We start from the raw sequence: 20,320 nt of genomic DNA, 5'->3' as shown, positions 1-20,320 counted from the left end.
GAGGCGCCAGTTCGGGCCTCATCGCGAGCAGCCTCACTCCTACAGTGGATCGCAATTCAAACTGTAGGAGTGAGCCTGCTCGCGATAGCGCCAGACCAGGCACCGATGATTTTCAGTCACCAAAAAGCCCCGACCCTCACCGGCTCGGGGCTTTTGCTTTTCAGCCTCAATCAATCTCGCAAATCAGACTCATGAACCGGCTGATCCCGATGGGTCGCCCGCTGATACTGCGCCGGCCACACCGCTTTGCGCCCGCCGAGATCATCGTCGGCATGCAGCGGCCAGTACGGATCACGCAGCAATTCCCGGGCAAGGAAAATGATATCGGCCTGACAGGTGCGCAGGATGTGCTCGGCCTGCGCCGGCTCGGTGATCATGCCTACGGTGCCAGTGGCAATGCCTGACTCTTTACGCACCCGCTCGGCAAAACGCGTTTGATAACCCGGCCCGACTGGAATCTCCGCATTAGCCGCCGTACCGCCCGAGGACACATCAATCAGATCAGCCCCCAGCGTATGCAGGCGCCGCGCCAGCTCCACGGTTTCATCCGGGTTCCAGCCGTCTTCCACCCAGTCGGTGGCGGACACCCGAACAAACACCGGCAGCTCTTCCGGCCACACCGCCCGCACCGCTTCGGTGACTTGCAACACCAGCCGGATACGATTTTCAAACGACCCGCCGTACTGATCCTGGCGCTGATTACTCAGCGGCGAGAGAAACTGGTGCAGCAGATAACCGTGCGCAGCATGCACCTCGACCACGCTGAAACCCGCCGTCAATGCGCGTTTGGCGGCATCGACGAAGGCTTGAATGACATTGGCGATTTGCCCTTCGTCGAGCTGTTTCGGTTGTGTGTGCTGCGGATCGAAAGCGATCGGAGACGGCCCGACCGGGGTCCAGCCACCCTCTTCGGGCTTGACGCTGCCGTGCTTGCCGATCCACGGCCGATGGGTGCTGGCCTTGCGTCCGGCATGGGCCAATTGAATGCCGGCGACTGCGCCTTGAGAAGTGATGAAGCGGGTGATGCGTTGCAGCGGTTCGATCTGTTCGTCGTTCCACAGGCCAAGGTCTTCGGCGGTGATCCGCCCGTCGGCCGTAACCGCCGTGGCTTCGGTAAACACCAGACCGGCACCGCCCACCGCGCGACTGCCCAGGTGCACCAGGTGCCAGTCGTTGGCCAGGCCGTCGACGCTTGAGTACTGGCACATCGGCGAGACGGCGATGCGGTTGGGCAGGGTCAGTTGGCGCAGGGTAAAAGGTTCAAGCAGCAGACTCATGGGGCACCTCTCGAATCAGTGGGCAGGCTCCAGGGTTCTGTTTGAAAAGTCGACGAGTGACAGAAAAAGGTGCAGCACCCGCCCCCGCGGGCAAAAAATCGACAAGACGTCACAAGGCCAATCAAGCAGTGCTTAGAGCCTAGTCGACAACGCGGGAAGAAGCAGGGTTCAGAGTGATTCAGTATGTGAAGGACGCTTTCGCGAGCAGGCTCGCTCCCCCATGGACAACACCGAACCTGCAGGAGTGACCCTGCTCGCGATTGGCTTTAACGCGGTTCGATATGGGCAATCATCAGTTGCACAGTCTCATTGCCACGAAACTCGTTAACGTCGAGCTTATAAGCCAGTTCCACCCACTGAATCGTCGGATTCGGCCAGACATCCCGATCAATACCGAACGCAATGCCATCGAGTTTCACCGAGCCACATTCACTTTTCAGCACCACTTTCAAATGCCGCTCGCCTACCACGCGCTGTTCGACCAACTGGAACACGCCATGAAACACCGGTTCCGGAAAGTGCTGGCCCCACGGCCCGGCATGGCGCAACGCGCGGGCCAGTTCGAGGTGGAATTCCTCGACAGCCAGGGTGCCATCGGTGAGCATGCGCCCGGTCAGGTCGTCTTCGCGAAGTTGCCGGCGCACTTCGGCGTCGAACGCCTCGGCGAACAACGGAAAATTCTCCTGCGCCAAAGTCAGACCGGCGGCCATCGCGTGACCGCCGTATTTGGCGATCAGGTTTGGATGCTGCGCGGCGACCACACTTAGCGCATCGCGAATATGGAAACCCTGCACCGAACGCCCCGAGCCCTTGAGCAGGCCGTCGCCGGCATCGGCAAAAGCGATGGTCGGACGGAAATAACGTTCTTTCATTCGCGAGGCGAGGATGCCGATCACGCCTTGGTGCCACTCCGGATCGAACAGGCACAGACCAAACGGCATCGACTCCACCGGCAGGTCCTTGAGCTGCGCCAGCGCTTCACGCTGCATGCCTTGCTCGATGGATTTACGGTCCTGGTTCATGCCGTCCAGTTGCGCGGCCATTTCCCGGGCCAGATTGGCATCGCTGGTGAGCAGGCATTCAATGCCCAGGCTCATGTCATCCAGACGCCCAGCCGCGTTGAGACGCGGGCCGACAATAAAGCCCAGATCCGTAGACGTGATACGCGCGGCGTCACGCTTGGCGACTTCCAGAATCGCTTTGATCCCCGGCCGGGCGCGGCCGGCGCGAATTCGCTCGAGTCCCTGATGCACCAGAATGCGGTTGTTGGCGTCCAGCGGCACCACGTCGGCGACGCTGCCCAGCGCCACCAGATCGAGCAGTTCGCCGATGTTCGGTTGCGCCTTGCTCTCGTACCAGCCGAGGCTGCGCAGGCGCGCACGCAACGCCATCAGCACGTAAAAGATCACGCCGACACCGGCCAGCGCCTTGCTCGGAAATTCGCAGCCCGGCTGGTTCGGGTTGACCAGCGCATCGGCCTGTGGCAACTCGTCGCCGGGCAAGTGGTGGTCGGTAATCAGCACTTTCAGGCCGGCGCGTTTCGCCGCGGCCACCCCTTCTACACTGGAGATGCCATTGTCGACGGTGATCAGCAATTGCGGCTCGCGGGTCAGCGCGACGTCGACGATTTCCGGGGTCAGGCCGTAGCCATATTCGAAACGGTTCGGCACCAGATAATCGACATGGGCCGCACCCAGCAGACGCAAACCCAGCACGCCAACGGTGCTGGCCGTCGCGCCGTCCGCATCGAAGTCGCCGACGATGAGGATGCGCTGGCGTTGCTCCAGCGCGGTCACCAGCAGGTCGACGGCGGCATCGATGCCCTTGAGTTGCTGGTACGGAATCAACCGCGCCAGGCTCTTGTCCAGCTCGGCCTCGGACTGCACACCCCGCGCCGCGTACAGGCGGGTCAGCAGCGGTGGCAGATCACCCAGAAAGGGCAGCGTGGCGGGCAGTTGACGAGGTTCGATGCGCATGGGGTGACGGAGACTTCTCTTGGTTACGTGGGATTATTCCGGTGTAGGCGCGGGATCAGCCGCGCTCACCTTGCAGCCATTGCAACTGGACTTCGTGCTGCCCACGGTCGTCGGTGACGAAGATCGTGCCTTCGCTGATCATCACGTCCCACTTGATGACGCGGGGCATGTCCTTTGCCAGGGTTTCCAGCACTTCTTGGGGGACGGCGGCGATGTTGACGTTCTTCAGGTTCTTGATCGCCGGGATCACCTTGGTCTCCCAAACGCGCAGGCTGCCGTAGGCCAGCAGGCTGGTGCGCTCGGTGCGGCGCGAGCACCAGGTCAGGCGATCGGAATCCGGCTGACCAACTTCGATCCAGTGCAGGACGCGATCGTCCAGGCTCTTTTCCCACAGGGCTGGTTCGTCCACGTCCGACAGACCACGGCCAAACGACAACTGCTCGTTGTACCAGAGGGCGTAGGCCAGCAGGCGCACGGTCATGCGCTCTTCGGTTTCCGAAGGGTGACGGGCGATGGTCTGCTTGACGCTCTCGTAGACGCTGCGGTCGAGGTCGGTGAGGTTCAGTTCGAATTTATAGGTAGTGGACGGCTGGGCCATGAACGGGCTTCTTGATACGAGGAAAGTCGGCAAGTCTAACCGATGCCGTGGGCAATCATCGAGTTGATGGCGATCAAGCTGCGGCGTCTGACGGCCGGCTATGTTAAAACGCTGTATCTGCTCAGCCTTGTCCTACAGGATTTCGCATGCCGTTCACCAGCAAACCGCTCTCGGGTCTGAAAGTCATTGAATTGGGAACATTGATTGCCGGGCCGTTTGCCTCGCGAATTTGCGGCGAGTTCGGCGCCGAAGTGATCAAAATCGAATCGCCCGACGGTGGCGACCCCCTGCGCAAATGGCGAAAGTTGTATGAAGGCACCTCGCTGTGGTGGTTTGTCCAGGCGCGCAACAAGAAATCGCTGACGCTGAACCTGAAGCACCCGGACGGTCTGGCGATCCTTAAAACACTGCTCGCCGAAGCCGATATCCTTATCGAAAACTTCCGCCCCGGCGTGCTGGAAAAACTCGGTCTGAGCTGGGAAACCCTGCACGCGCTGAACCCGAAACTGGTGATGGTGCGCCTGTCCGGTTTCGGCCAGACCGGGCCGATGAAAGACCAGCCTGGTTTCGGCGCGGTCGGCGAATCGATGGGCGGTTTGCGTTACATCACCGGTTTCGAAGACCGGCCGCCCGTGCGTACCGGGATTTCCATCGGCGATTCGATTGCTGCGCTATGGGGCGTGATCGGCGCGCTGATGGCGCTGCGGCACCGCGAAGTCAATGGCGGACTTGGCCAGGTCGTCGATGTCGCGCTGTATGAAGCGATTTTCGCGATGATGGAAAGCATGGTGCCGGAGTTCGATGTGTTCGGCTTCATCCGCGAGCGCAGCGGCAATATCATGCCGGGCATCACGCCGTCCTCCATTCACACCAGCGCCGATGGCAAGCATGTGCAGATTGGCGCCAACGGCGACGCGATCTTCAAACGCTTCATGTTGATCATCGGTCGCGAAGACCTGGCTAACGACCCGGCACTGGCCAGCAACGACGGCCGTGACAGCCGCCGCGACGAGCTGTACGGAGTCATCGATCGCTGGGTCAATTCGCTGCCGCTGCAGACCGTTCTCGACCTGCTCAATCAGGCCGAAGTGCCGGCCAGCCGGATCTTCAGCGCCGAGGACATGTTCAGCGATCCGCAGTACCTGGCGCGAGAAATGTTCTTGCATGCGAAACTGCCCGACGGCAAGGATTTCAAGATGCCCGGCATCGTGCCGAAATTGTCAGAGACACCCGGCAGTTCCGAATGGGTCGGACCGCAACTGGGTGAGCACAATACGCAGGTACTCCACGACCTTGGCTACGACGAAACGCAGATCGCCAGGTTACGCGAAGACGGAGCCATTTAAGCTGAAGCGTCGACTGCCCTCGCCCACCAATCGCGCCCGATCCGGGTGGACGTGGCGGCTGTTCGGCTTGTTGTGCCTGCTTACTCTGTCAGGCGCAGCGCAGGCAAAACCGACACTGATCTGGTTGTTGCGCGACCTGCCGCCGATGACCATTTTCGAGGGCCCTGAAAAGGGTCAGGGCGTCATCGATCACTTGCTGCCACAACTGATTGCCGGGATGCCGCAATACGAGCACACAATGCTGCGGGTCAATCGCGCCCGCGGTTTGCAAATGCTTCAGGAAAACTCGTTTGCCTGCGATCCGGCGCTGCTGTGGAGCAAGGAGCGTGCGCAGTGGATTGTCTATTCGCTACCGGCGATCCGCGCCGTGAGCAACGGTCTAGTGGTGCGCCACAAGGATCGCGGCGTCCTCGCGCCGTACCTGGTGGAAGGTGAAGTTGATCTGGCGGCTTTGCTTGCGGCGCCTGAGCGCAAGGTTGGCATCGTCGCCGAACGCAGCTATGGCGAGTTCATCGACAACCTTTTGCAGCAGGCGCCGCGCGGCGCCTTGACGCCACACTACGGCAACGACGCGCTGAGCAACCTGCTATCGATGCAGCGTCTGGGTCGTTTGCAGGTGGTGCTCGGTTATTGGCCGGAGATTCGCTATCAGGCCACGCAGGCGCAGATTGCCGAGGATGAACTGGCGTTCTACCCGATTCGCGGTACGCAGAAATATCTCTCGGGGCATGTGGCTTGCTCCAACTCCGCCGAGGGACGTCAGGCCATCGCCGAGATCAACGGTCTGCTGCGCACCCTGCCCCACGAACCGCTCAATCAGCTGTACGCCGATTGGCTCGACCCGGAGCGGCGGGCGGACTATCTGCAACAGGCCCGCGTATTTTTCGACCACCAGGCCGCGCAATGAAAAATCGCGGGCAAAAAGAAACCCCGAGAAGTGGGGAGACAACTCGGGGTTAAACGTGGCCTACATAAAGACCCGTAGCAGCAAGCGACAAGCACCGGAGCACAATGCTTGATCCTGCTGTTACGGGGTCTGACTGACAGGGATGCAGGAAGGTTCCCATAAAAAATATTTCATCTTTACAGCGCTGCCCGCTTGTCCAGCGCTGCGTTGCGCAAGGCCGCGATCACGCAGGGTTCAAGCCGGCCTTCAGCGATCAGCACGTCGCGGTGCAGACCATCGACGACATCGGTCAGCAGACGCTTGTCGGTCAATTGCGCCTGATTGAATTCGCGCTCCACCACGATGGCGCCGTGACTGTTCTTCAGCGCCACCAGGCATTGGCCATGGCGGCCGCTGGGGGTCAACGAAACCTGATACGGGCTCAGAGCCTCACCGAGCAATAGACTGATACTTTCCATCTCGATCTCCACTCAATAGTCCGAAAACTGTGCGCCTGGGGCGTGTACACCATAAATGACCACCGGCCCGAGAAGAAAGTTCTGCGTTTCGATTGCCTCCACATCGCAGCGTCACCGGTCTGACAGAGCATGCACGGCGAAGATGACAGAAAAACTGCCGTACGCCTTACACGCCGAGTAGCGCCGCAGCGGCGCTCAGATAACTGTCGAGCAAACCTCGCATCAGCACCGCCGATACCGGCGTCTGCAGGCGTCCCAACAAACGCACGCCGTGCTCGTCCAGCAGCGGCTCGAGATCGTTGAGCAGACTCGCTGCAACCGTCCCCAGCAGAATCACCGCACGCGCTTGCTGGCGCGCCGCCAGGTGCTGCATCAGCGCCAGGCCATCGCCGCCCTTGAGTTGCGGATCGCAGATGGCGATGTCGACTGCACCGCGGTACTCCAGCGACGACAAGGCCGCTGCCAGCGACGGTGCGGTGAGGACGTCATAGATGCCGACGGCATTGAGCATCTGGTGCAACGCCATCAGCTGGAACGGATTGGGTTCAAGTATCAGGACTTTAAGCGAGCGCATAGGCGACCTCTGGAGCGACAATCGCGGACTCTCACCGCAGTGGTTCTCACTCTAGGCCAGCCGTCCTAAGCCTCCCATCGGAAAAGTAGCCGCGTCTTATAGGACATTTCCCATCTTCATTGCGGACACTGACACCCGCTCTCCGCCCGGCGCTGAGAGATGTCCGTCCAGCCGCCCAACAACCCGCGCAATTTACCGTCGGCGCTGTAGAACGGCACGGTCCATTGATAGACCTCGCGCGGGCCGTTATTGAACTGCAAGCGGCGTTTGCTGAAGCGCGACTTGCGCGTGCGCAACTGCAGCATGAACTCCTCATGGAGCATCAACGCCGTGGCTTCGGGCAGCGTGTCGAGCTCGATCAGCAAGCGCCCGATGACCTGATCCAGACGCACCGATAACGCCTCCTCATAGCTGCGGTTGCAGGTGATCAGTCGCCCGTGCAGATCGCGGACGAACACCGGATCAGGCAAGGCGTCGATCAAAGCGTGCTGAAACGCCAGTTGATCGCCCAGATCCTTTTCTGCCGCCAGGCGCAGCTTGATCACCGCCCTCAGCCGCCGATTCCATACCAATGACAGCAAGCCGAACACGCCGAGCCCGCCCATGACCCAGCAAGCCCATTCAAGCAGTTGCCGGCCGATAGTCGGCGCCGGTGCCGGCGCTACTCCCTCCAGCCATTTCAGGCGGATCGCGCGCAGCTCGGCAGGCGGAAAGGCTTCCAGTGCCTTGTTGAGAATCCCCAGTAGTACGGGCATGCCCTTGCGCACCGCGAGGTTGTCCGCCTCCCACTTGCCCTCGACCAGCCCGCCGACCTTAAGCGGACCCAACGGATAAAGCTGCGCGCCGATTTCATTTTCGATGGTGGCATAGGCTTCGCCGCTTTCGACCAGCGCCCGTGCCTCGGCGTAGGTCTTGACCGAATGAATCACGATGGACGGGAAGTCGCGTCTTATCGTGTCCTCCAGGGCATGCCGGGCCGGCAGCACCAGCCTGCGTCCGGCCAGTTGCTCGAAAGATTCCAGTCGCGGCGCGTCGGCACGCCCGACAAACACCCACCCGGCCCCACCAAAGGCGTGGCTGTAATCGAGAAACGCCTTGCGCTCCTCGCTGATGGCCAACGTCGTACTGATGTCCGCTGCACCGCTCTTCAGGCGCTCGAGCATGTGATCGGTGGAGAACGATTCCTGGTGCACGAACTGCAACCCGGTCATCGCCGTCACCCGCTTGAGCACATCATTGTTCAAACCGCTCCACTGCCCGTGCTCGTCCTGGAACAGGTACAGGGGGTATTGCAATGACGCCACGGTCACCGTGGGATTGTCGCGAATCCACTCGCGCTCGTGTGCAGCCAGTTGGACGGGCTGTACGTTGTGCGTCGCGGCATCGCCGTGCAGCGCCAGTTGCGCCGCCACGCTGCAACGCATCAACCCCAGCAATCCGCACAACAACACCCCAACCAGTGCCGGTTTCAAACCTCTATCAAACAGCATTGCCACTTCCTTCGTGATCGACTCACCCGTCCTGCGTGGGTGAAAACCCGGGCAGTGTGGCAGCGAAAACAAAAAAGCCCGTCAGGAGACGGGCTTCAAAATGTGACAGCTTTTATGGGCTTACAGTGGCTTGCCGCGGTTGCCATGCTGGCTGACAAAGGCCTGTACGGCTTTCAGCTCGTTCGGCAAAACGGTGCAGCGCTCGTTTCGCTCAAACAAATCAGAAAGATGTGCAGGCAGTTCGAGCGCTTTTCCTACACCGGCTTTCTCTACTGCATCCGGGAATTTCACCGGGTGCGCAGTGCCGAGAATCACCATCGGGATGTCCAGGCTGCGACGGCATTCGCGCGCGGCCTTGACGCCGATCGCGGTGTGCGGATCCAGCACCTCACCAGTCTGCGCATAGACTTCGGCGATGGTCTCGCAAGTTTGCGCATCGTCCACCGCCAGCGAATCGAACAGTTTGCGCGCTTCGGTCCACCGCTCCTGTTCAACGCTGAAACCGCCGCCCTGCTTGAACGAGTCCATCAACCCGGCAATCGCTGCACCGTTGCGACCGTGCAGATCGAACAGCAAGCGTTCGAAGTTCGACGAGACCATGATGTCCATCGACGGCGACAGCGTGGCGTGCAGGGTTTCCTTGACGTACTGGTTGCCGCTCATGAAGCGGTGCAGGATGTCGTTGCGGTTGGTGGCGACGATCAACTGGTTGATCGGCAGGCCCATGTTGCGCGCCAGGTAACCGGCGAAAATGTCGCCGAAGTTGCCGGTCGGCACCGAGAACGACACCGAACGCGCCGGCCCGCCCAACTGCAGCGAGGCGTGGAAGTAGTAGACGATCTGGGCCATGATCCGCGCCCAGTTGATCGAGTTCACCGCTACCAGCCGCGTGCCTTTGAGGAAGCTCTGGTCGGCGAAGCTGTTCTTGACCATTTCCTGGCAGTCATCGAAGTTGCCTTCGATGGCGATGTTGTGGATGTTCTCGCCAACGATCGTGGTCATCTGCCGGCGCTGCACTTCCGAAACCCGGTTGTGGGGATGCAGGATGAAGATGTCGACGTTTTCGCAATGTTTGCAGCCTTCGATGGCCGCCGAACCGGTATCACCGGAGGTGGCACCGACAATCACCACGCGCTCGCCGCGCTTTTCCAGCACGTAGTCGAGCAGACGACCCAGCAGTTGCAGGGCGAAGTCCTTGAACGCCAGGGTCGGGCCGTGGAACAGCTCCATCACCCATTCGTTGCCGTTGAGCTGACGCAACGGCGCCACTGCGCTGTGAGCGAAGACCGCGTAGGTTTCTTCAAGAATCTTTTTGAAATCGGCGTCGGGAATGCTGCCGGTCACGAACGGACGCATCACCCGGAAGGCCAGCTCGTGATACGGCAGACCAGCCCAGGAAGCGATTTCTTCCTGGGTGAAACGTGGCAGGTTTTCCGGGACGTACAAACCGCCGTCCGTGGCCAGACCGGCCAGCAGAACCTCTTCGAAATTCAGGGCCGGTGCCTGGCCGCGAGTACTGATATATCGCATATGGGGCAAACCTTCGGTTTGAGCTGCAAGCTACGAGCTACAAGCTACAAGTAAAAGCCGGACTGCTTTGTCTTGCCGCTTGCAGCTCGAAGCTCGCAGCTGCTTTTTTAGTTCAAATGTTCGACGCGGATTCGTACGACCGGGCCGTCAACGCCTGCGAGCGCTTCAAGTGCGGCGATCGCATCGTTGATGCGCTGCTCGACCACGCGGTGAGTCAGCAGGATCATCGGCACCAGGCCGTCATGCTCTTCGACTTCCTTCTGCATGATCGATTCGATATTGATGCCGCGTTCCGACAGGATGCTTGCCACCTGAGCGAGAACGCCCGGGTGGTCCTTGGCCTGAATGCGCAGGTAATAAGCGCTTTCGCAGGCTTCGATCGGCAGGATCGGATGCGCCGACAGCGAGTCCGGCTGAAAGGCCAGGTGCGGTACGCGGTTTTCCGGGTCGGAGGTCATCGCACGCACTACGTCGACCAGATCGGCGATCACCGACGAAGCGGTTGGCTCCATGCCGGCGCCAGCGCCGTAGAACAGCGTCGAACCGGCCGCGTCACCGTTGACCATCACCGCGTTCATCACACCGTTGACGTTGGCGATCAGGCGATCTGCCGGGATCAGCGTCGGGTGTACGCGCAACTCGATACCGGCAGCGGTGCTGCGCGCTACGCCCAGGTGCTTGATGCGGTAGCCCAGCGCTTCGGCGTAATTCACGTCAGCGGTGGTCAGTTTGGTGATGCCTTCGGTGTACGCCTTGTCGAACTGCAGCGGAATACCGAACGCGATCGAGGCCAGGATGGTCAGCTTGTGCGCCGCATCGATGCCTTCGACGTCGAAGGTCGGATCGGCTTCGGCATAACCCAGCGCCTGCGCTTCGGCCAGCACGTCTTCGAACGTACGGCCCTTCTCGCGCATTTCGGTGAGGATGAAGTTGCCGGTGCCGTTGATGATCCCCGCGACCCAGTTGATGCGGTTGGCCGACAGGCCCTCACGAATCGCCTTGATCACCGGAATACCCCCGGCCACCGCTGCTTCGAATGCCACGATCACGCCTTTCTCGCGTGCCTTGGCGAAAATTTCATTACCGTGAACGGCTATCAGCGCCTTGTTCGCGGTGACCACATGCTTGCCATTCTCGATGGCCTTGAGTACCAGCTCGCGGGCAACGGTGTAGCCGCCCATCAGCTCTATGACGATGTCGATCTCAGGGTTCGTGGCCACTTCGAAGACATCGTTGGTAATCGCAATACCGGTCGTCTGGAACTGAGGCTTTGGCGTGCGCATGGCAATTTGTGCCACTTCGATCCCACGCCCGGCACGACGAGCAATTTCCTCGGCGTTGCGCTGAAGTACGTTGAAGGTACCGCCACCGACGGTCCCTAACCCACAGATGCCTACTTTGACCGGATTCACTGTGAACTCCCCATAAAACGGCCGACGCAGGGTCGGCCGGAAAACAACCGCGTGCTCGCGGCTCTCTATTGATGGCCCGGCGATGTGGCTGCCGGACCATGATCGTCAGCGGCGGACCGTGACGATGCGAATTACTTCGCGCCCAGCGCCAGTTTGGCGACTTGTGGCGCAGGCTGGTAGCCCGGAATGACTTGCCCGTCGGCCAAAACGATGGCCGGTGTGCCGTTCACGCCGATCGACTGACCAAGGGCGAACTGTCTGGAAACCGGGTTATCGCACTTGGCGGCCTTGATTTCCTTGCCATCGACCATTTTGTCCATGGCGGCTTTCTTGTCTTTCGAGCACCACACCGCTTGCAGCTGTTCATCGCCTGGCGAATTCAGGCCCTGACGCGGGAACGCCACGTAACGCACTTCGATGCCGCGCTTGTTCAGCTCCGGCACTTCGGCGTGCAGCTTGTGGCAGTACGGGCAGGTGGTATCGGTGAACACGGTGATGTGCGACTTGGTTTCGCCGACCGCCGGATAAACCACGGTCTCGGCCACCGGAATGGCATTGATCAGCCTGGAGATGCCCAGGCGTTCGGTCTTCTCGGTCAGGTTGACCGGTTTGCCGTTCGCCAGTTGGTAGAGATTGCCCTGAACAATGTACTGGCCATCGGCACTGGCGTAGAGCACGCGGCTGCCCTGGAGCTTGACTTCGTACATGCCCGGCAGCGGGCTGGCGCTGATGCTTTCGACCGGAACCTCGAGCTCGAGTTTTTCCAGGCTTTGACGAATGGCTTTATCGGCCGCGTCATCGGCGGCGGCAAAGGTGCTGACCAACGCAAGGGCTGCGGCGGCGAAAATCTGGGTCAGACGCATGAGAACTCCTGAAGGCGGACAAACGGAACGATCAGAACGCCCGTGCCGGAACACCGGGTCATAACCGCCCATCGTGCAAACCGGCAAAGCCTAACACATAAGGTCACGGTGGCCGAATGCGCCGGTCGCCGCACTTTCACGACGACTAGATCCCTGTGGGAGCGAGCCTGCTCGCGAAGAGGCCGGCACATTCAAAATATCTGCGGCCTGACACACCGCTATCGCGAGCAGGCGAAGGCCTACAGGGGATTGTGTTCAGCCGCGCGGGTGGTGTTTGGCGTGCAGGTCTTGCAGACGGGCGCGGGCGACGTGGGTGTAGATCTGCGTTGTGGACAGATCGCTATGGCCGAGCAACATCTGCACCACGCGCAAATCCGCGCCGTGATTGAGCAAGTGCGTGGCAAACGCGTGACGCAGGGTGTGCGGTGACAGCGATTTGTTGATCCCGGCAACTTTGGCCTGATGTTTGATCCGGTGCCAGAAGGTCTGACGGGTCATCTGTTCGCCACGCTGACTGGGGAACAGCACATCGCTGGGCCGCCCGCTGAGCAATTCGCCACGTCCGTCGCGCATATAGCGCTCAACCCAGACAATCGCCTCCTCGCCCATCGGCACCAGCCGTTCCTTGCTGCCCTTGCCCATCACCCGCAGCACACCCTGGCGCAGGTTGACCTGCTCCAGCGTCAGGCTGACCAGTTCGGTCACGCGCAAGCCGCAGGCATACAGGACTTCGAGCATGGCGCGATCACGCTGGCCGATGGCTTCGCTCAGGTCCGGCGCCTTGAGCAGCGCCTCGACGTCGGCCTCCGACAGCGACTTGGGCAACGGCCGCCCCAGCTGCGGCATGTCGATGCGCAAGGTCGGGTCGACACTGATCAGTTTTTCCCGCAGCAGATAGCGATAAAAGCCACGCACGCCGGAGAGAAATCTGGCCGTGGAGCGCGGCTTGTAGTTCTGCTCCAGGCGCCAGGCCAGATGATCAAGGATCAGCTCGCGGCCGGCGTTGATCAGCTCGAGGTTTTTCTCCTGCAGCCAGCCATTGAACAGTGTCAGATCGCTGCGGTAGGCGCCGCGGGTGTTGTCGGACAGGCCTTTTTCCAGCCATAAAGCGTCGAGGAATTGGTCAATCAGCGGGTGGTCGATGGCAGGCATGGGTGCTCATGGCAGGCAGTTTTTCACACTGCGCGCAAATAGACAGTGAACGTCGGGAATGGCCGCTAGTCTTTCATAGCCAGCCAGATCAAGGAACAGGGAGCATCAATGAACGAGCAGCAAATTTTATTGGCATTTGGCGGGATTGGCGCGGCAGCGCTCGGTTGCCAATGGTTGGCTTGGCGCCTGAAGTTGCCAGCGATTCTGTTTCTGCTGTTGACCGGCATCCTCGTCGGCCCGGTGCTCGGCTGGCTGGATCCGCAGGAAATGTTCGGCCCGCTACTGATGCCACTGGTGTCGCTGGCGGTCGCGCTGATTCTGTTCGAGGGTAGCCTGACTCTGCATCTATCGGAGTGGAAAGAAATCGGCAGCGTGGTCCATCGACTGGTCACGGTCGGGGCGATTTCGACCTGGATCGTCATCGCCGTCGCCACGCATTTTCTGCTCGGTTTCGACTGGATGCTGGCGATCCTTTTCGGCAGCCTGACGCTCGTCACTGGCCCGACGGTGATCGTACCGATGCTGCGGGTGGTGCGGCCGAAAGCGTCGATCGCCAATATTCTGCGCTGGGAAGGCATCGTCATCGACCCAATTGGCGCCCTGCTCGCCGTGGTGGTGTACAGCTTTATCATCGCCAGCGCCGAAGGCCATGGTCTCAAGCAGAGCCTGTTCACTTTCGGCGGGGTGATTGTCTGCGGTGCAGCGTTCGGCATTGTCGGCGGCTGGGTGCTCGGCACGGTGATCCGTCGACAATGGCTTCCGGAATATCTACACAACCTCGCCTCGCTGGCAGCGGTGCTCGGGATTTTTATTGCCGCCAACGCGGTCATGCATGAGTCGGGTTTGCTGGCGGTCACGCTGATGGGCATGTGGCTGGCGAACATGAAAGGCGTGGATGTGCGGCACATCCTGCACTTCAAGGAAAACCTCAGCGTTTTGCTGATTTCTGGATTGTTCATTCTGTTGGCCGCGCGGCTCGACCTGAATGCGCTGATCGGGCTGGGGCCGGTGGTGTTGATTCTGCTGCTGGTAATCCAGTTGGTCGCTCGCCCGTTGAACGTGCTGCTCAGTACGGCGGGCTCCAGCCTGAGCTGGCGTGAACGCGCGCTGCTGTGCTGGATTGCACCACGCGGGATTGTCGCGGCCGCGGTGTCAGCGATTTTCGCCATTCGCCTGGATGCGGCCGGGCATGAAGGCGCGCTGCTGCTGGTGCCGCTGACCTTCGCCGTGATCATCGGCACGGTGGTCCTGCAAAGTGCGACGGCGCGCCCGCTGGCACGCCTGCTCAAGGTCGCGGAGCCGGCGCCGAGTGGCTTCCTGATCGTCGGCGCCAACGGCCCGGCGCGAGAACTGGGCAAATCATTGCAGCAGCTGGGCAGTCGCGTACTGCTGACCGATTCGAGCTGGGAAAACATTCGTGCGGCGCGTATGGAAGGTCTGCCGACCTACTTCGGCAACCCGGCCTCACAGCACGCCGATGCACATCTGGATCTGGTCGGGCTGGGGCATTTGCTGGCGCTCTCACCCTCGGGTGAACTCAATACATTGGCGGCGATGCGCTTTCGTCATGACTTCGGCCATCAGCGCTTGTTTGGTCTGGCCAGCGGGCATGAGAGCCGGCGCAGCGACAAGCATCGGGCGAGTCTGGAACATCGCGGCAACCAATTGGGCAGTGAGGCGCTGACCTATTCGAAACTGGCCGGGCAAATGGGCCAGGGTGCCGAACTGTACAGTACAACGCTGACGGAAGGGTTTGGCTGGGAGGACTACCGCGCGCTGCACCGCAATCGAGCCACCTTGCTGTTCATGCGCGATGACAGTGGCTGGGTGCATGTGGTGACGCCGGAAACGACATTGAAGCCGGGGGCGGGGTGGACGTTGCTGGCGTTGATTCAACCGGAAGGTTCCAGCGCCTGACAGATCGAATCGCGAGCAGGCTCGCTCCCACATTTGGAATGCATATTCCTGTGGGAGCAACCCTCCCCATTTGGAACGCGCTCCTCTGTGGGAGCGAGCCTGCTCGCGAAAAGCCGCGACTCGGTCACGGATAGACTGAAGGGCCTGTGCAGCACAAAACGCAGGCAACAAAAAAGCAGCCCGAAGGCTGCTTTTTTCTGCATCGGAAGCTGGACTTAAGCCAGTTTTTCCTTGATGCGAGCTGCTTTACCCGACAGGTCGCGCAGGTAGTACAGCTTGGCTTTACGTACGTCACCGCGACGCTTGACAGCCATGCTGTCGATTTGCGGCGAGTAGGTCTGGAAAGTACGTTCTACGCCAACACCGTTGGAGATTTTACGAACGGTGAACGCACTGTTCACGCCGCGGTTACGCTTGGCGATGACAACGCCTTCGAACGCTTGCAGACGGGAACGATCGCCTTCCTTCACTTTCACCTGAACGACAATGGTGTCGCCCGGGGCAAAGGTAGGGATTTCTTTGGTCATCTGCTCTGCTTCGAGTGCAAGGATGATTTTGTTGGTCATGCTGTGCTCCTAAGGTAAATCGTTCGATCTACCATCGATACGTTGTTAACTATCGTCCCGCTCGCGGATGTATTCCTCGAGCAGCTTCTTCTCTTCTCCAGAAAGCGAGCGGCTTTCCAGAAGATCGGCGCGTCGTTCATAGGTCCTACCAAGGGACTGCTGTAAACGCCAACGCCGGATATGCGCGTGATTGCCACTCAGCAACACGTCGGGAACACGCTGATCCGCATACACCTCCGGTCGGGTGTAGTGCGGGCAATCCAGCAGACCATCCGTAAAGGAATCTTCCTCAGCGGAATCCGCATGCCCTAAAGCTCCAGGCAGCAGTCGTGTAACCGCATCGATCAGGACCATGGCCGGCAGCTCGCCGCCAGACAGTACATAGTCGCCAATCGACCACTCTTCATCGACATGAGCCTCAATAAAGCGCTCGTCAATGCCTTCATAGCGGCCGGCAATCAGGATCAATGCATCCGATTGTGCCAGCTCGCGTACCGCCGACTGAGTCAGCTGACGGCCTTGGGGGGACAGGTAAATCACCTTCGCCGCCTCCCCGGCTGCTGCCTTGGCCTGAACCAGAGCATCTTCCAGGGGCTTGATCTTCATCACCATGCCCGGACCACCGCCAAACGGGCGATCGTCCACAGTGTGATGCCGATCCGTCGTGTAATCTCGCGGATTCCAACAGGTCAGCTGTAAAAGCCCCTGTTTGACCGCACGACTGGTGATGCCGTAATCGCCAATGGCGGAAAACATCTCGGGAAACAAACTGATCACTTCAACGCGCAAGTTAGCCACGTCAGAAGTCCGCGTCCCAATCCACCTTCATCTCGCCCGCGGCCAGGTCGACGGCCAACACGCATTGCCCGGTATACGGCAACAGGCGTTCGCGATCATCCAGGCTGCCAGCGCAAGGCTTGACGACCATTACATCATTGGCGCCGGTTTCCAGAAGATGATCGATTTTCCCGAGCAATTGCCCAAGGGTGTCGATGACCTTCAGACCTTCCAGCTGGTACCAGTAGTACTCGCCTTCGGTCAATTCAGCGAACAGGTTGCGCGGCACGCAGATCTCGTAACCGGCCAGAAGACGAGCTTCTTCACGATCATCAAGACCCTTGAGCTTGGCGACCAGGAACTTGTCGCTCCCGCGTCCACTGACCAGCTCGACCTGTTTGACATTGCCTTCGCGCTTGAGCGTCCAGGTTTTGTACTGCAACAGGTTTTCAGTCGGATCAGTAAAGGAATACACCTTCACTTCGCCGCGAACGCCATGAACAGAATAAATTTTGCCAATAACGATCAAATCATCGGCAACAGCAGGCGTCGCGTTCATATTGCTCAGGCCGCAGCCTTGGCAGATTCCTTCAACAACTGAGCAACGCGCTCAGAAGGCTGTGCACCAACGCTCAGCCAGTAGGCTACGCGCTCTTGGTTCACGGACAGACGAACTTCCTGACCACGGGCAACAGGGTTGAAGAAGCCAACCTGTTCTTTGTGGGAGCCGTCACGCGGGTTACGCGAGTCGGTTACGGTCAGGTGGTAAAACGGGCGCTTTTTGGAGCCGCCAAGGGCAAGACGGATTGTTAGCATGTGAACATCGTTCCTGTAGTCGGTGCTGCAAATCTAAATGCACAGCGGGCATGGGTGCCCGAAAGGCCGCATATTCTAAGGAATATCCGGACTTTTGCAAATGACTTTTTCCGGCGCCTGTGGCATGCCGTGCAGATTTGCATGGAGAGCCGTCGATGAAAACGGCCAGTCAGCTCCCGCCGAGTGCGGGTTTGCTGTTGATCCTGCGTCCTTGCAGGGTCTGCGCCGGTGCGACGACCGGCGAAGTCTTGGTGTCCTGTCTCACATTTTCGGCATGCCGCCGCCGGGCAACATTCCGCCCATGCCGCGCATCATTTTCGCCATTCCGCCCTTGGCGGAGAATTTCTTCATCATCTTCTGCATCTGCTTGTGCTGCTTGATCAAGCGGCCGATGTCCTGCACCTGAGTGCCGGAACCCATGGCGATGCGGCGCTTGCGCGAACCACTGATCAGTTCCGGGTCGCGGCGCTCGGCCGGGGTCATCGAGTTGATGATGGCTTCCATCTGCTTGAACTGCTTCTCTGCGGCGTTCTGGGCATTGCCCATCTGCGACAGGTTGACGCCGCCGATGCTCGGCAGTTTGTCCATGAGCCCGCCGAGGCCGCCCATGTTCTTCATCTGTTGCAACTGATCGCGGAAGTCTTCGAGGTCGAAGCCCTTGCCCTTCTTCAGCTTCTTGGCCAGTTTGTCGGCCTTGTCCTTGTCGAGCGTCGCTTCGGCCTGTTCGATCAGGCTGAGCACGTCGCCCATGCCGAGAATGCGCGAGGCGATACGCTCGGGATGGAACGGATCGAGCGCTTCGCTCTTCTCGCCCATACCGATGAACTTGATCGGCTTGCCGGTGATGGCACGCACCGACAGCGCAGCACCGCCACGGGCGTCGCCGTCGACCTTGGTCAGGATCACGCCGGTCAGCGGCAGCGCATCGCCAAAGGCCTTGGCCGTGTTGGCGGCGTCCTGACCGGTCATGGCATCGACCACGAACAGCGTTTCGACCGGGTTGATCGCCGCGTGCAGCGCCTTGATCTCGCCCATCATCTCTTCGTCGATGTGCAGACGACCGGCGGTATCGACGATGACCACGTCGATGAATTTCAGCTTGGCTTCTTTAATAGCGGCGCTGGCGATGTCGACCGGCTTCTGGCTCAGGTCGGACGGAAAGAACGTCACGCCGATGTCGTTGGCCAGGGTTTCCAGCTGCTTGATCGCCGCAGGACGGTAAACGTCCGCCGACACGACCATGACCGACTTCTTCTTGCGCTCTTTAAGGAAGCGCGCGAGTTTGCCGGCGGTGGTGGTTTTACCGGCACCCTGCAGACCGGCCATCAGAATGACTGCTGGCGGCACGGCGCTCAGGTTCAGGTCTTCGTTGGCGGCGCCCATCAGGCTTTCGAGTTCGGCCTGGACGATCTTCACGAACGCCTGGCCCGGCGTCAGGCTGCGCGACACCTCGGTGCCGACGGCGCGTTCCTTGACCGAATTGACGAAGTCCTTGACCACCGGCAGCGCGACGTCGGCTTCGAGCAACGCCATGCGCACTTCACGCAGGGTGTCTTTGATGTTGTCCTCGGTCAGCTTCGCCTTGCCGGTGACATGGCGCAGCGTCTGCGAGAGACGGTCGGTTAAGTTTTCAAACATTGCGCGATCCTTTCAGGCCCTGTACAGACCGGGATAATGGCGGCCCAGACCGGAATCAACATGTGCTCGGCGAGCCTGCGGCGTGGGCAGGTCGCGGATTATAGCGAAGACTGCGCCCGGCGCACACCTCGCTGTCAGCTTGCCGAGTCTTTCGTGTCGCGGCGGTTCTATGCCAAACTCAGCGTCTTTCGGGCCCGCCCATCAGGATTTATGCTCCCCTTGTCACCCAGCTTACTGACCACCCTCGCCGCCGCCCTCCTGTATGCCGCTGCGACCCTGTATCAAAGCACCCGTCTGGCCACTGGCGCCAAGGCGAACAAGCGCCTGCTGGTCAGCCTCGGCGTGCTCGCCGTCGTCGCCCACGGCGCCAGCCTGCTGACTCATCTGTTGACGCCGATCGGCCTGGGCCTGGATTTCTTCAGCGCCTCCAGCCTGATTGCCGCAGCGGTGATCGCGCTGACCCTGCTGGCCTGTTCGAGAATTCCGGTGGAGAACCTGCTGGTTCTGCTGTTCCCGCTCGGTGCAATCACCGTACTGCTGGCGCAATTCGCGCCGACCGGTACGGTGCAGATCATCGATGAAGAGCCGGGCATTCTCGCCCACATCCTGCTGTCGATCCTGGCCTACGGCATGTTCACCATCGCGGTGTTTCAGGCCTTGCTGCTGCTGGTGCAAGACCACCAGCTCAAGCACAAGCACCCGTCCGGGCTGATCAAGAACTTCCCGCCGCTGCAAACCATGGAAAGTCTGCTGTTCGGTTTCCTTTGGGCCGGCTGGACGCTGCTGTCGCTGTCGCTGATCTCCGGCTGGCTGTTCGTCGAGAACCTGTTCGCCCAGCATCTGGTGCACAAGACCCTGCTGGCGTGCCTGGCGTGGATCGTGTTCAGCGTGCTGCTGTGGGGGCGCAATCGCCTCGGCTGGCGCGGCCACAAGGCGATTCGCTGGACGCTCGCCGGTTTCTGCCTGCTGATGTTGGCGTATTTCGGCAGCAAACTGGTTCGCGAATACATTCTGCACATCTGA

The 20,320-nt window shown here is 60.4% G+C and carries 19 protein-coding genes; 4 read left to right on the top strand and 15 right to left on the bottom strand.

Translation table 11 applies throughout. The features are described 5' to 3' along the window. Positions 1-170 precede the first annotated feature (170 nt). From BLU52_RS03635 to BLU52_RS03625, 3 genes are all read right to left on the bottom strand, one after another. The gene (locus tag BLU52_RS03635) at positions 171-1,277 is read right to left on the bottom strand and encodes an NADH:flavin oxidoreductase/NADH oxidase (RefSeq protein WP_090281932.1); all 1,107 of its coding nucleotides are present in this window, start codon (positions 1,275-1,277) and stop codon (positions 171-173) included. A gap of 266 nt (positions 1,278-1,543) precedes the next feature. Further along, positions 1,544-3,253 carry a single-stranded-DNA-specific exonuclease RecJ gene (gene recJ, locus BLU52_RS03630; protein WP_090281931.1) on the bottom strand — a complete coding sequence of 570 codons (1,710 nt, stop codon included), beginning with the start codon at positions 3,251-3,253 and terminating at the stop codon, positions 1,544-1,546. Between the two features lie 55 nt (positions 3,254-3,308). Further along, positions 3,309-3,851 (bottom strand): YaeQ family protein, encoded by a 543-nt coding sequence (locus tag BLU52_RS03625; RefSeq protein ID WP_042557838.1) that lies wholly within the window; start codon positions 3,849-3,851, stop codon positions 3,309-3,311. A 146-nt stretch (positions 3,852-3,997) separates the two neighbouring features. Between BLU52_RS03625 and BLU52_RS03620 the strand changes: the two genes are divergently transcribed. After that, the gene (locus BLU52_RS03620; protein WP_090281930.1) at positions 3,998-5,197 is read left to right on the top strand and encodes a CaiB/BaiF CoA transferase family protein; all 1,200 of its coding nucleotides are present in this window, start codon (positions 3,998-4,000) and stop codon (positions 5,195-5,197) included. After that, positions 5,145-6,104, top strand: coding sequence for a TIGR02285 family protein (locus BLU52_RS03615; RefSeq protein WP_090281929.1), 960 nt, complete (start codon positions 5,145-5,147; stop codon positions 6,102-6,104). The genes BLU52_RS03620 and BLU52_RS03615 overlap by 53 nt, the downstream gene beginning before the upstream one ends. Before the next feature lie 176 nt (positions 6,105-6,280). Here BLU52_RS03615 and BLU52_RS03610 read toward each other — a convergent pair whose 3' ends face one another. The 7 genes from BLU52_RS03610 to xerD all read right to left on the bottom strand — a co-directional run bounded on the left by BLU52_RS03610 (position 6,281) and on the right by xerD (position 13,583). After that, the gene (locus tag BLU52_RS03610) at positions 6,281-6,562 is read right to left on the bottom strand and encodes a DUF3509 domain-containing protein (RefSeq protein ID WP_090281928.1); all 282 of its coding nucleotides are present in this window, start codon (positions 6,560-6,562) and stop codon (positions 6,281-6,283) included. A 166-nt stretch (positions 6,563-6,728) separates the two neighbouring features. After that, entirely contained in the window at positions 6,729-7,136 is a 408-nt protein-coding gene (locus BLU52_RS03605) for a response regulator (protein ID WP_090281927.1), read from the bottom strand. Between the two features lie 116 nt (positions 7,137-7,252). Beyond that, positions 7,253-8,626, bottom strand: a complete 1,374-nt coding sequence (locus tag BLU52_RS03600; RefSeq protein WP_090281926.1) for a transporter substrate-binding domain-containing protein — start codon at positions 8,624-8,626, stop codon at positions 7,253-7,255. 120 nt (positions 8,627-8,746) lie between these two features. After that, entirely contained in the window at positions 8,747-10,156 is a 1,410-nt protein-coding gene (gene thrC / locus BLU52_RS03595) for a threonine synthase (protein ID WP_090281925.1), read from the bottom strand. Between the two features lie 107 nt (positions 10,157-10,263). Then, on the bottom strand, positions 10,264-11,568 hold the full coding sequence (locus BLU52_RS03590) for a homoserine dehydrogenase (protein WP_090281924.1): 1,305 nt from the start codon (positions 11,566-11,568) through the stop codon (positions 10,264-10,266). A 131-nt stretch (positions 11,569-11,699) separates the two neighbouring features. Next, positions 11,700-12,431, bottom strand: a complete 732-nt coding sequence (dsbC, locus tag BLU52_RS03585) for a bifunctional protein-disulfide isomerase/oxidoreductase DsbC (RefSeq protein ID WP_090281923.1) — start codon at positions 12,429-12,431, stop codon at positions 11,700-11,702. A gap of 255 nt (positions 12,432-12,686) precedes the next feature. After that, complete coding sequence (xerD, locus tag BLU52_RS03580; protein WP_090281922.1) at positions 12,687-13,583, bottom strand: site-specific tyrosine recombinase XerD; 897 nt, start codon at positions 13,581-13,583, stop codon at positions 12,687-12,689. 108 nt (positions 13,584-13,691) lie between these two features. On the opposite strand from xerD, the gene BLU52_RS03575 reads away from it, so the two are divergent. Further along, entirely contained in the window at positions 13,692-15,500 is a 1,809-nt protein-coding gene (locus BLU52_RS03575) for a cation:proton antiporter (RefSeq protein WP_090281921.1), read from the top strand. Between the two features lie 215 nt (positions 15,501-15,715). On the opposite strand, the gene rplS is transcribed toward BLU52_RS03575, so the two are convergent. The 5 genes from rplS to ffh all read right to left on the bottom strand — a co-directional run bounded on the left by rplS (position 15,716) and on the right by ffh (position 19,297). Beyond that, positions 15,716-16,066 (bottom strand): 50S ribosomal protein L19, encoded by a 351-nt coding sequence (gene rplS, locus BLU52_RS03570; RefSeq protein ID WP_003175895.1) that lies wholly within the window; start codon positions 16,064-16,066, stop codon positions 15,716-15,718. A gap of 45 nt (positions 16,067-16,111) precedes the next feature. Beyond that, entirely contained in the window at positions 16,112-16,822 is a 711-nt protein-coding gene (trmD, locus tag BLU52_RS03565) for a tRNA (guanosine(37)-N1)-methyltransferase TrmD (protein ID WP_231988031.1), read from the bottom strand. Positions 16,823-16,865: 43 nt separating this feature from the next. Beyond that, positions 16,866-17,402, bottom strand: coding sequence for a ribosome maturation factor RimM (rimM, locus tag BLU52_RS03560; RefSeq protein WP_090281919.1), 537 nt, complete (start codon positions 17,400-17,402; stop codon positions 16,866-16,868). Positions 17,403-17,407: 5 nt separating this feature from the next. Beyond that, positions 17,408-17,659: a 30S ribosomal protein S16 gene (gene rpsP / locus BLU52_RS03555; protein ID WP_003198088.1), complete on the bottom strand. Its 252-nt coding sequence runs from the start codon at positions 17,657-17,659 to the stop codon at positions 17,408-17,410. A gap of 261 nt (positions 17,660-17,920) precedes the next feature. After that, positions 17,921-19,297, bottom strand: coding sequence for a signal recognition particle protein (ffh, locus tag BLU52_RS03550; RefSeq protein ID WP_090281918.1), 1,377 nt, complete (start codon positions 19,295-19,297; stop codon positions 17,921-17,923). A 210-nt stretch (positions 19,298-19,507) separates the two neighbouring features. Here ffh and BLU52_RS03545 point away from each other — a divergent pair, with 210 nt between their 5' ends. After that, positions 19,508-20,320: a cytochrome C assembly family protein gene (locus BLU52_RS03545; protein WP_090281917.1), complete on the top strand. Its 813-nt coding sequence runs from the start codon at positions 19,508-19,510 to the stop codon at positions 20,318-20,320.

Origin of the sequence: Pseudomonas granadensis (genome assembly GCF_900105485.1) — a bacterium.
GTDB classification, from domain to species: domain Bacteria; phylum Pseudomonadota; class Gammaproteobacteria; order Pseudomonadales; family Pseudomonadaceae; genus Aquipseudomonas; species Aquipseudomonas granadensis.
Note: the sequence above shows the minus strand (reverse complement) of the source record. Positions and strands in the feature narration are given on the sequence as shown.

Coding starts and splice junctions, on each gene's coding strand:
- BLU52_RS03635 (WP_090281932.1), bottom strand. CDS start 1,277: ATGAGTCTGCTGCTTGAACCTTTTACCCTGCGCCAACTGACCCTGCCC.
- recJ (WP_090281931.1), bottom strand. CDS start 3,253: ATGCGCATCGAACCTCGTCAACTGCCCGCCACGCTGCCCTTTCTGGGT.
- BLU52_RS03625 (WP_042557838.1), bottom strand. CDS start 3,851: ATGGCCCAGCCGTCCACTACCTATAAATTCGAACTGAACCTCACCGAC.
- BLU52_RS03620 (WP_090281930.1), top strand. CDS start 3,998: ATGCCGTTCACCAGCAAACCGCTCTCGGGTCTGAAAGTCATTGAATTG.
- BLU52_RS03610 (WP_090281928.1), bottom strand. CDS start 6,562: ATGGAAAGTATCAGTCTATTGCTCGGTGAGGCTCTGAGCCCGTATCAG.
- BLU52_RS03605 (WP_090281927.1), bottom strand. CDS start 7,136: ATGCGCTCGCTTAAAGTCCTGATACTTGAACCCAATCCGTTCCAGCTG.
- BLU52_RS03600 (WP_090281926.1), bottom strand. CDS start 8,626: ATGCTGTTTGATAGAGGTTTGAAACCGGCACTGGTTGGGGTGTTGTTG.
- thrC (WP_090281925.1), bottom strand. CDS start 10,156: ATGCGATATATCAGTACTCGCGGCCAGGCACCGGCCCTGAATTTCGAA.
- dsbC (WP_090281923.1), bottom strand. CDS start 12,431: ATGCGTCTGACCCAGATTTTCGCCGCCGCAGCCCTTGCGTTGGTCAGC.
- xerD (WP_090281922.1), bottom strand. CDS start 13,583: ATGCCTGCCATCGACCACCCGCTGATTGACCAATTCCTCGACGCTTTA.
- BLU52_RS03575 (WP_090281921.1), top strand. CDS start 13,692: ATGAACGAGCAGCAAATTTTATTGGCATTTGGCGGGATTGGCGCGGCA.
- rplS (WP_003175895.1), bottom strand. CDS start 16,066: ATGACCAACAAAATCATCCTTGCACTCGAAGCAGAGCAGATGACCAAA.
- trmD (WP_231988031.1), bottom strand. CDS start 16,822: ATGTTTTCCGCCATTGGCGATTACGGCATCACCAGTCGTGCGGTCAAA.
- rimM (WP_090281919.1), bottom strand. CDS start 17,402: ATGAACGCGACGCCTGCTGTTGCCGATGATTTGATCGTTATTGGCAAA.
- rpsP (WP_003198088.1), bottom strand. CDS start 17,659: ATGCTAACAATCCGTCTTGCCCTTGGCGGCTCCAAAAAGCGCCCGTTT.
- ffh (WP_090281918.1), bottom strand. CDS start 19,297: ATGTTTGAAAACTTAACCGACCGTCTCTCGCAGACGCTGCGCCATGTC.
- BLU52_RS03545 (WP_090281917.1), top strand. CDS start 19,508: ATGCTCCCCTTGTCACCCAGCTTACTGACCACCCTCGCCGCCGCCCTC.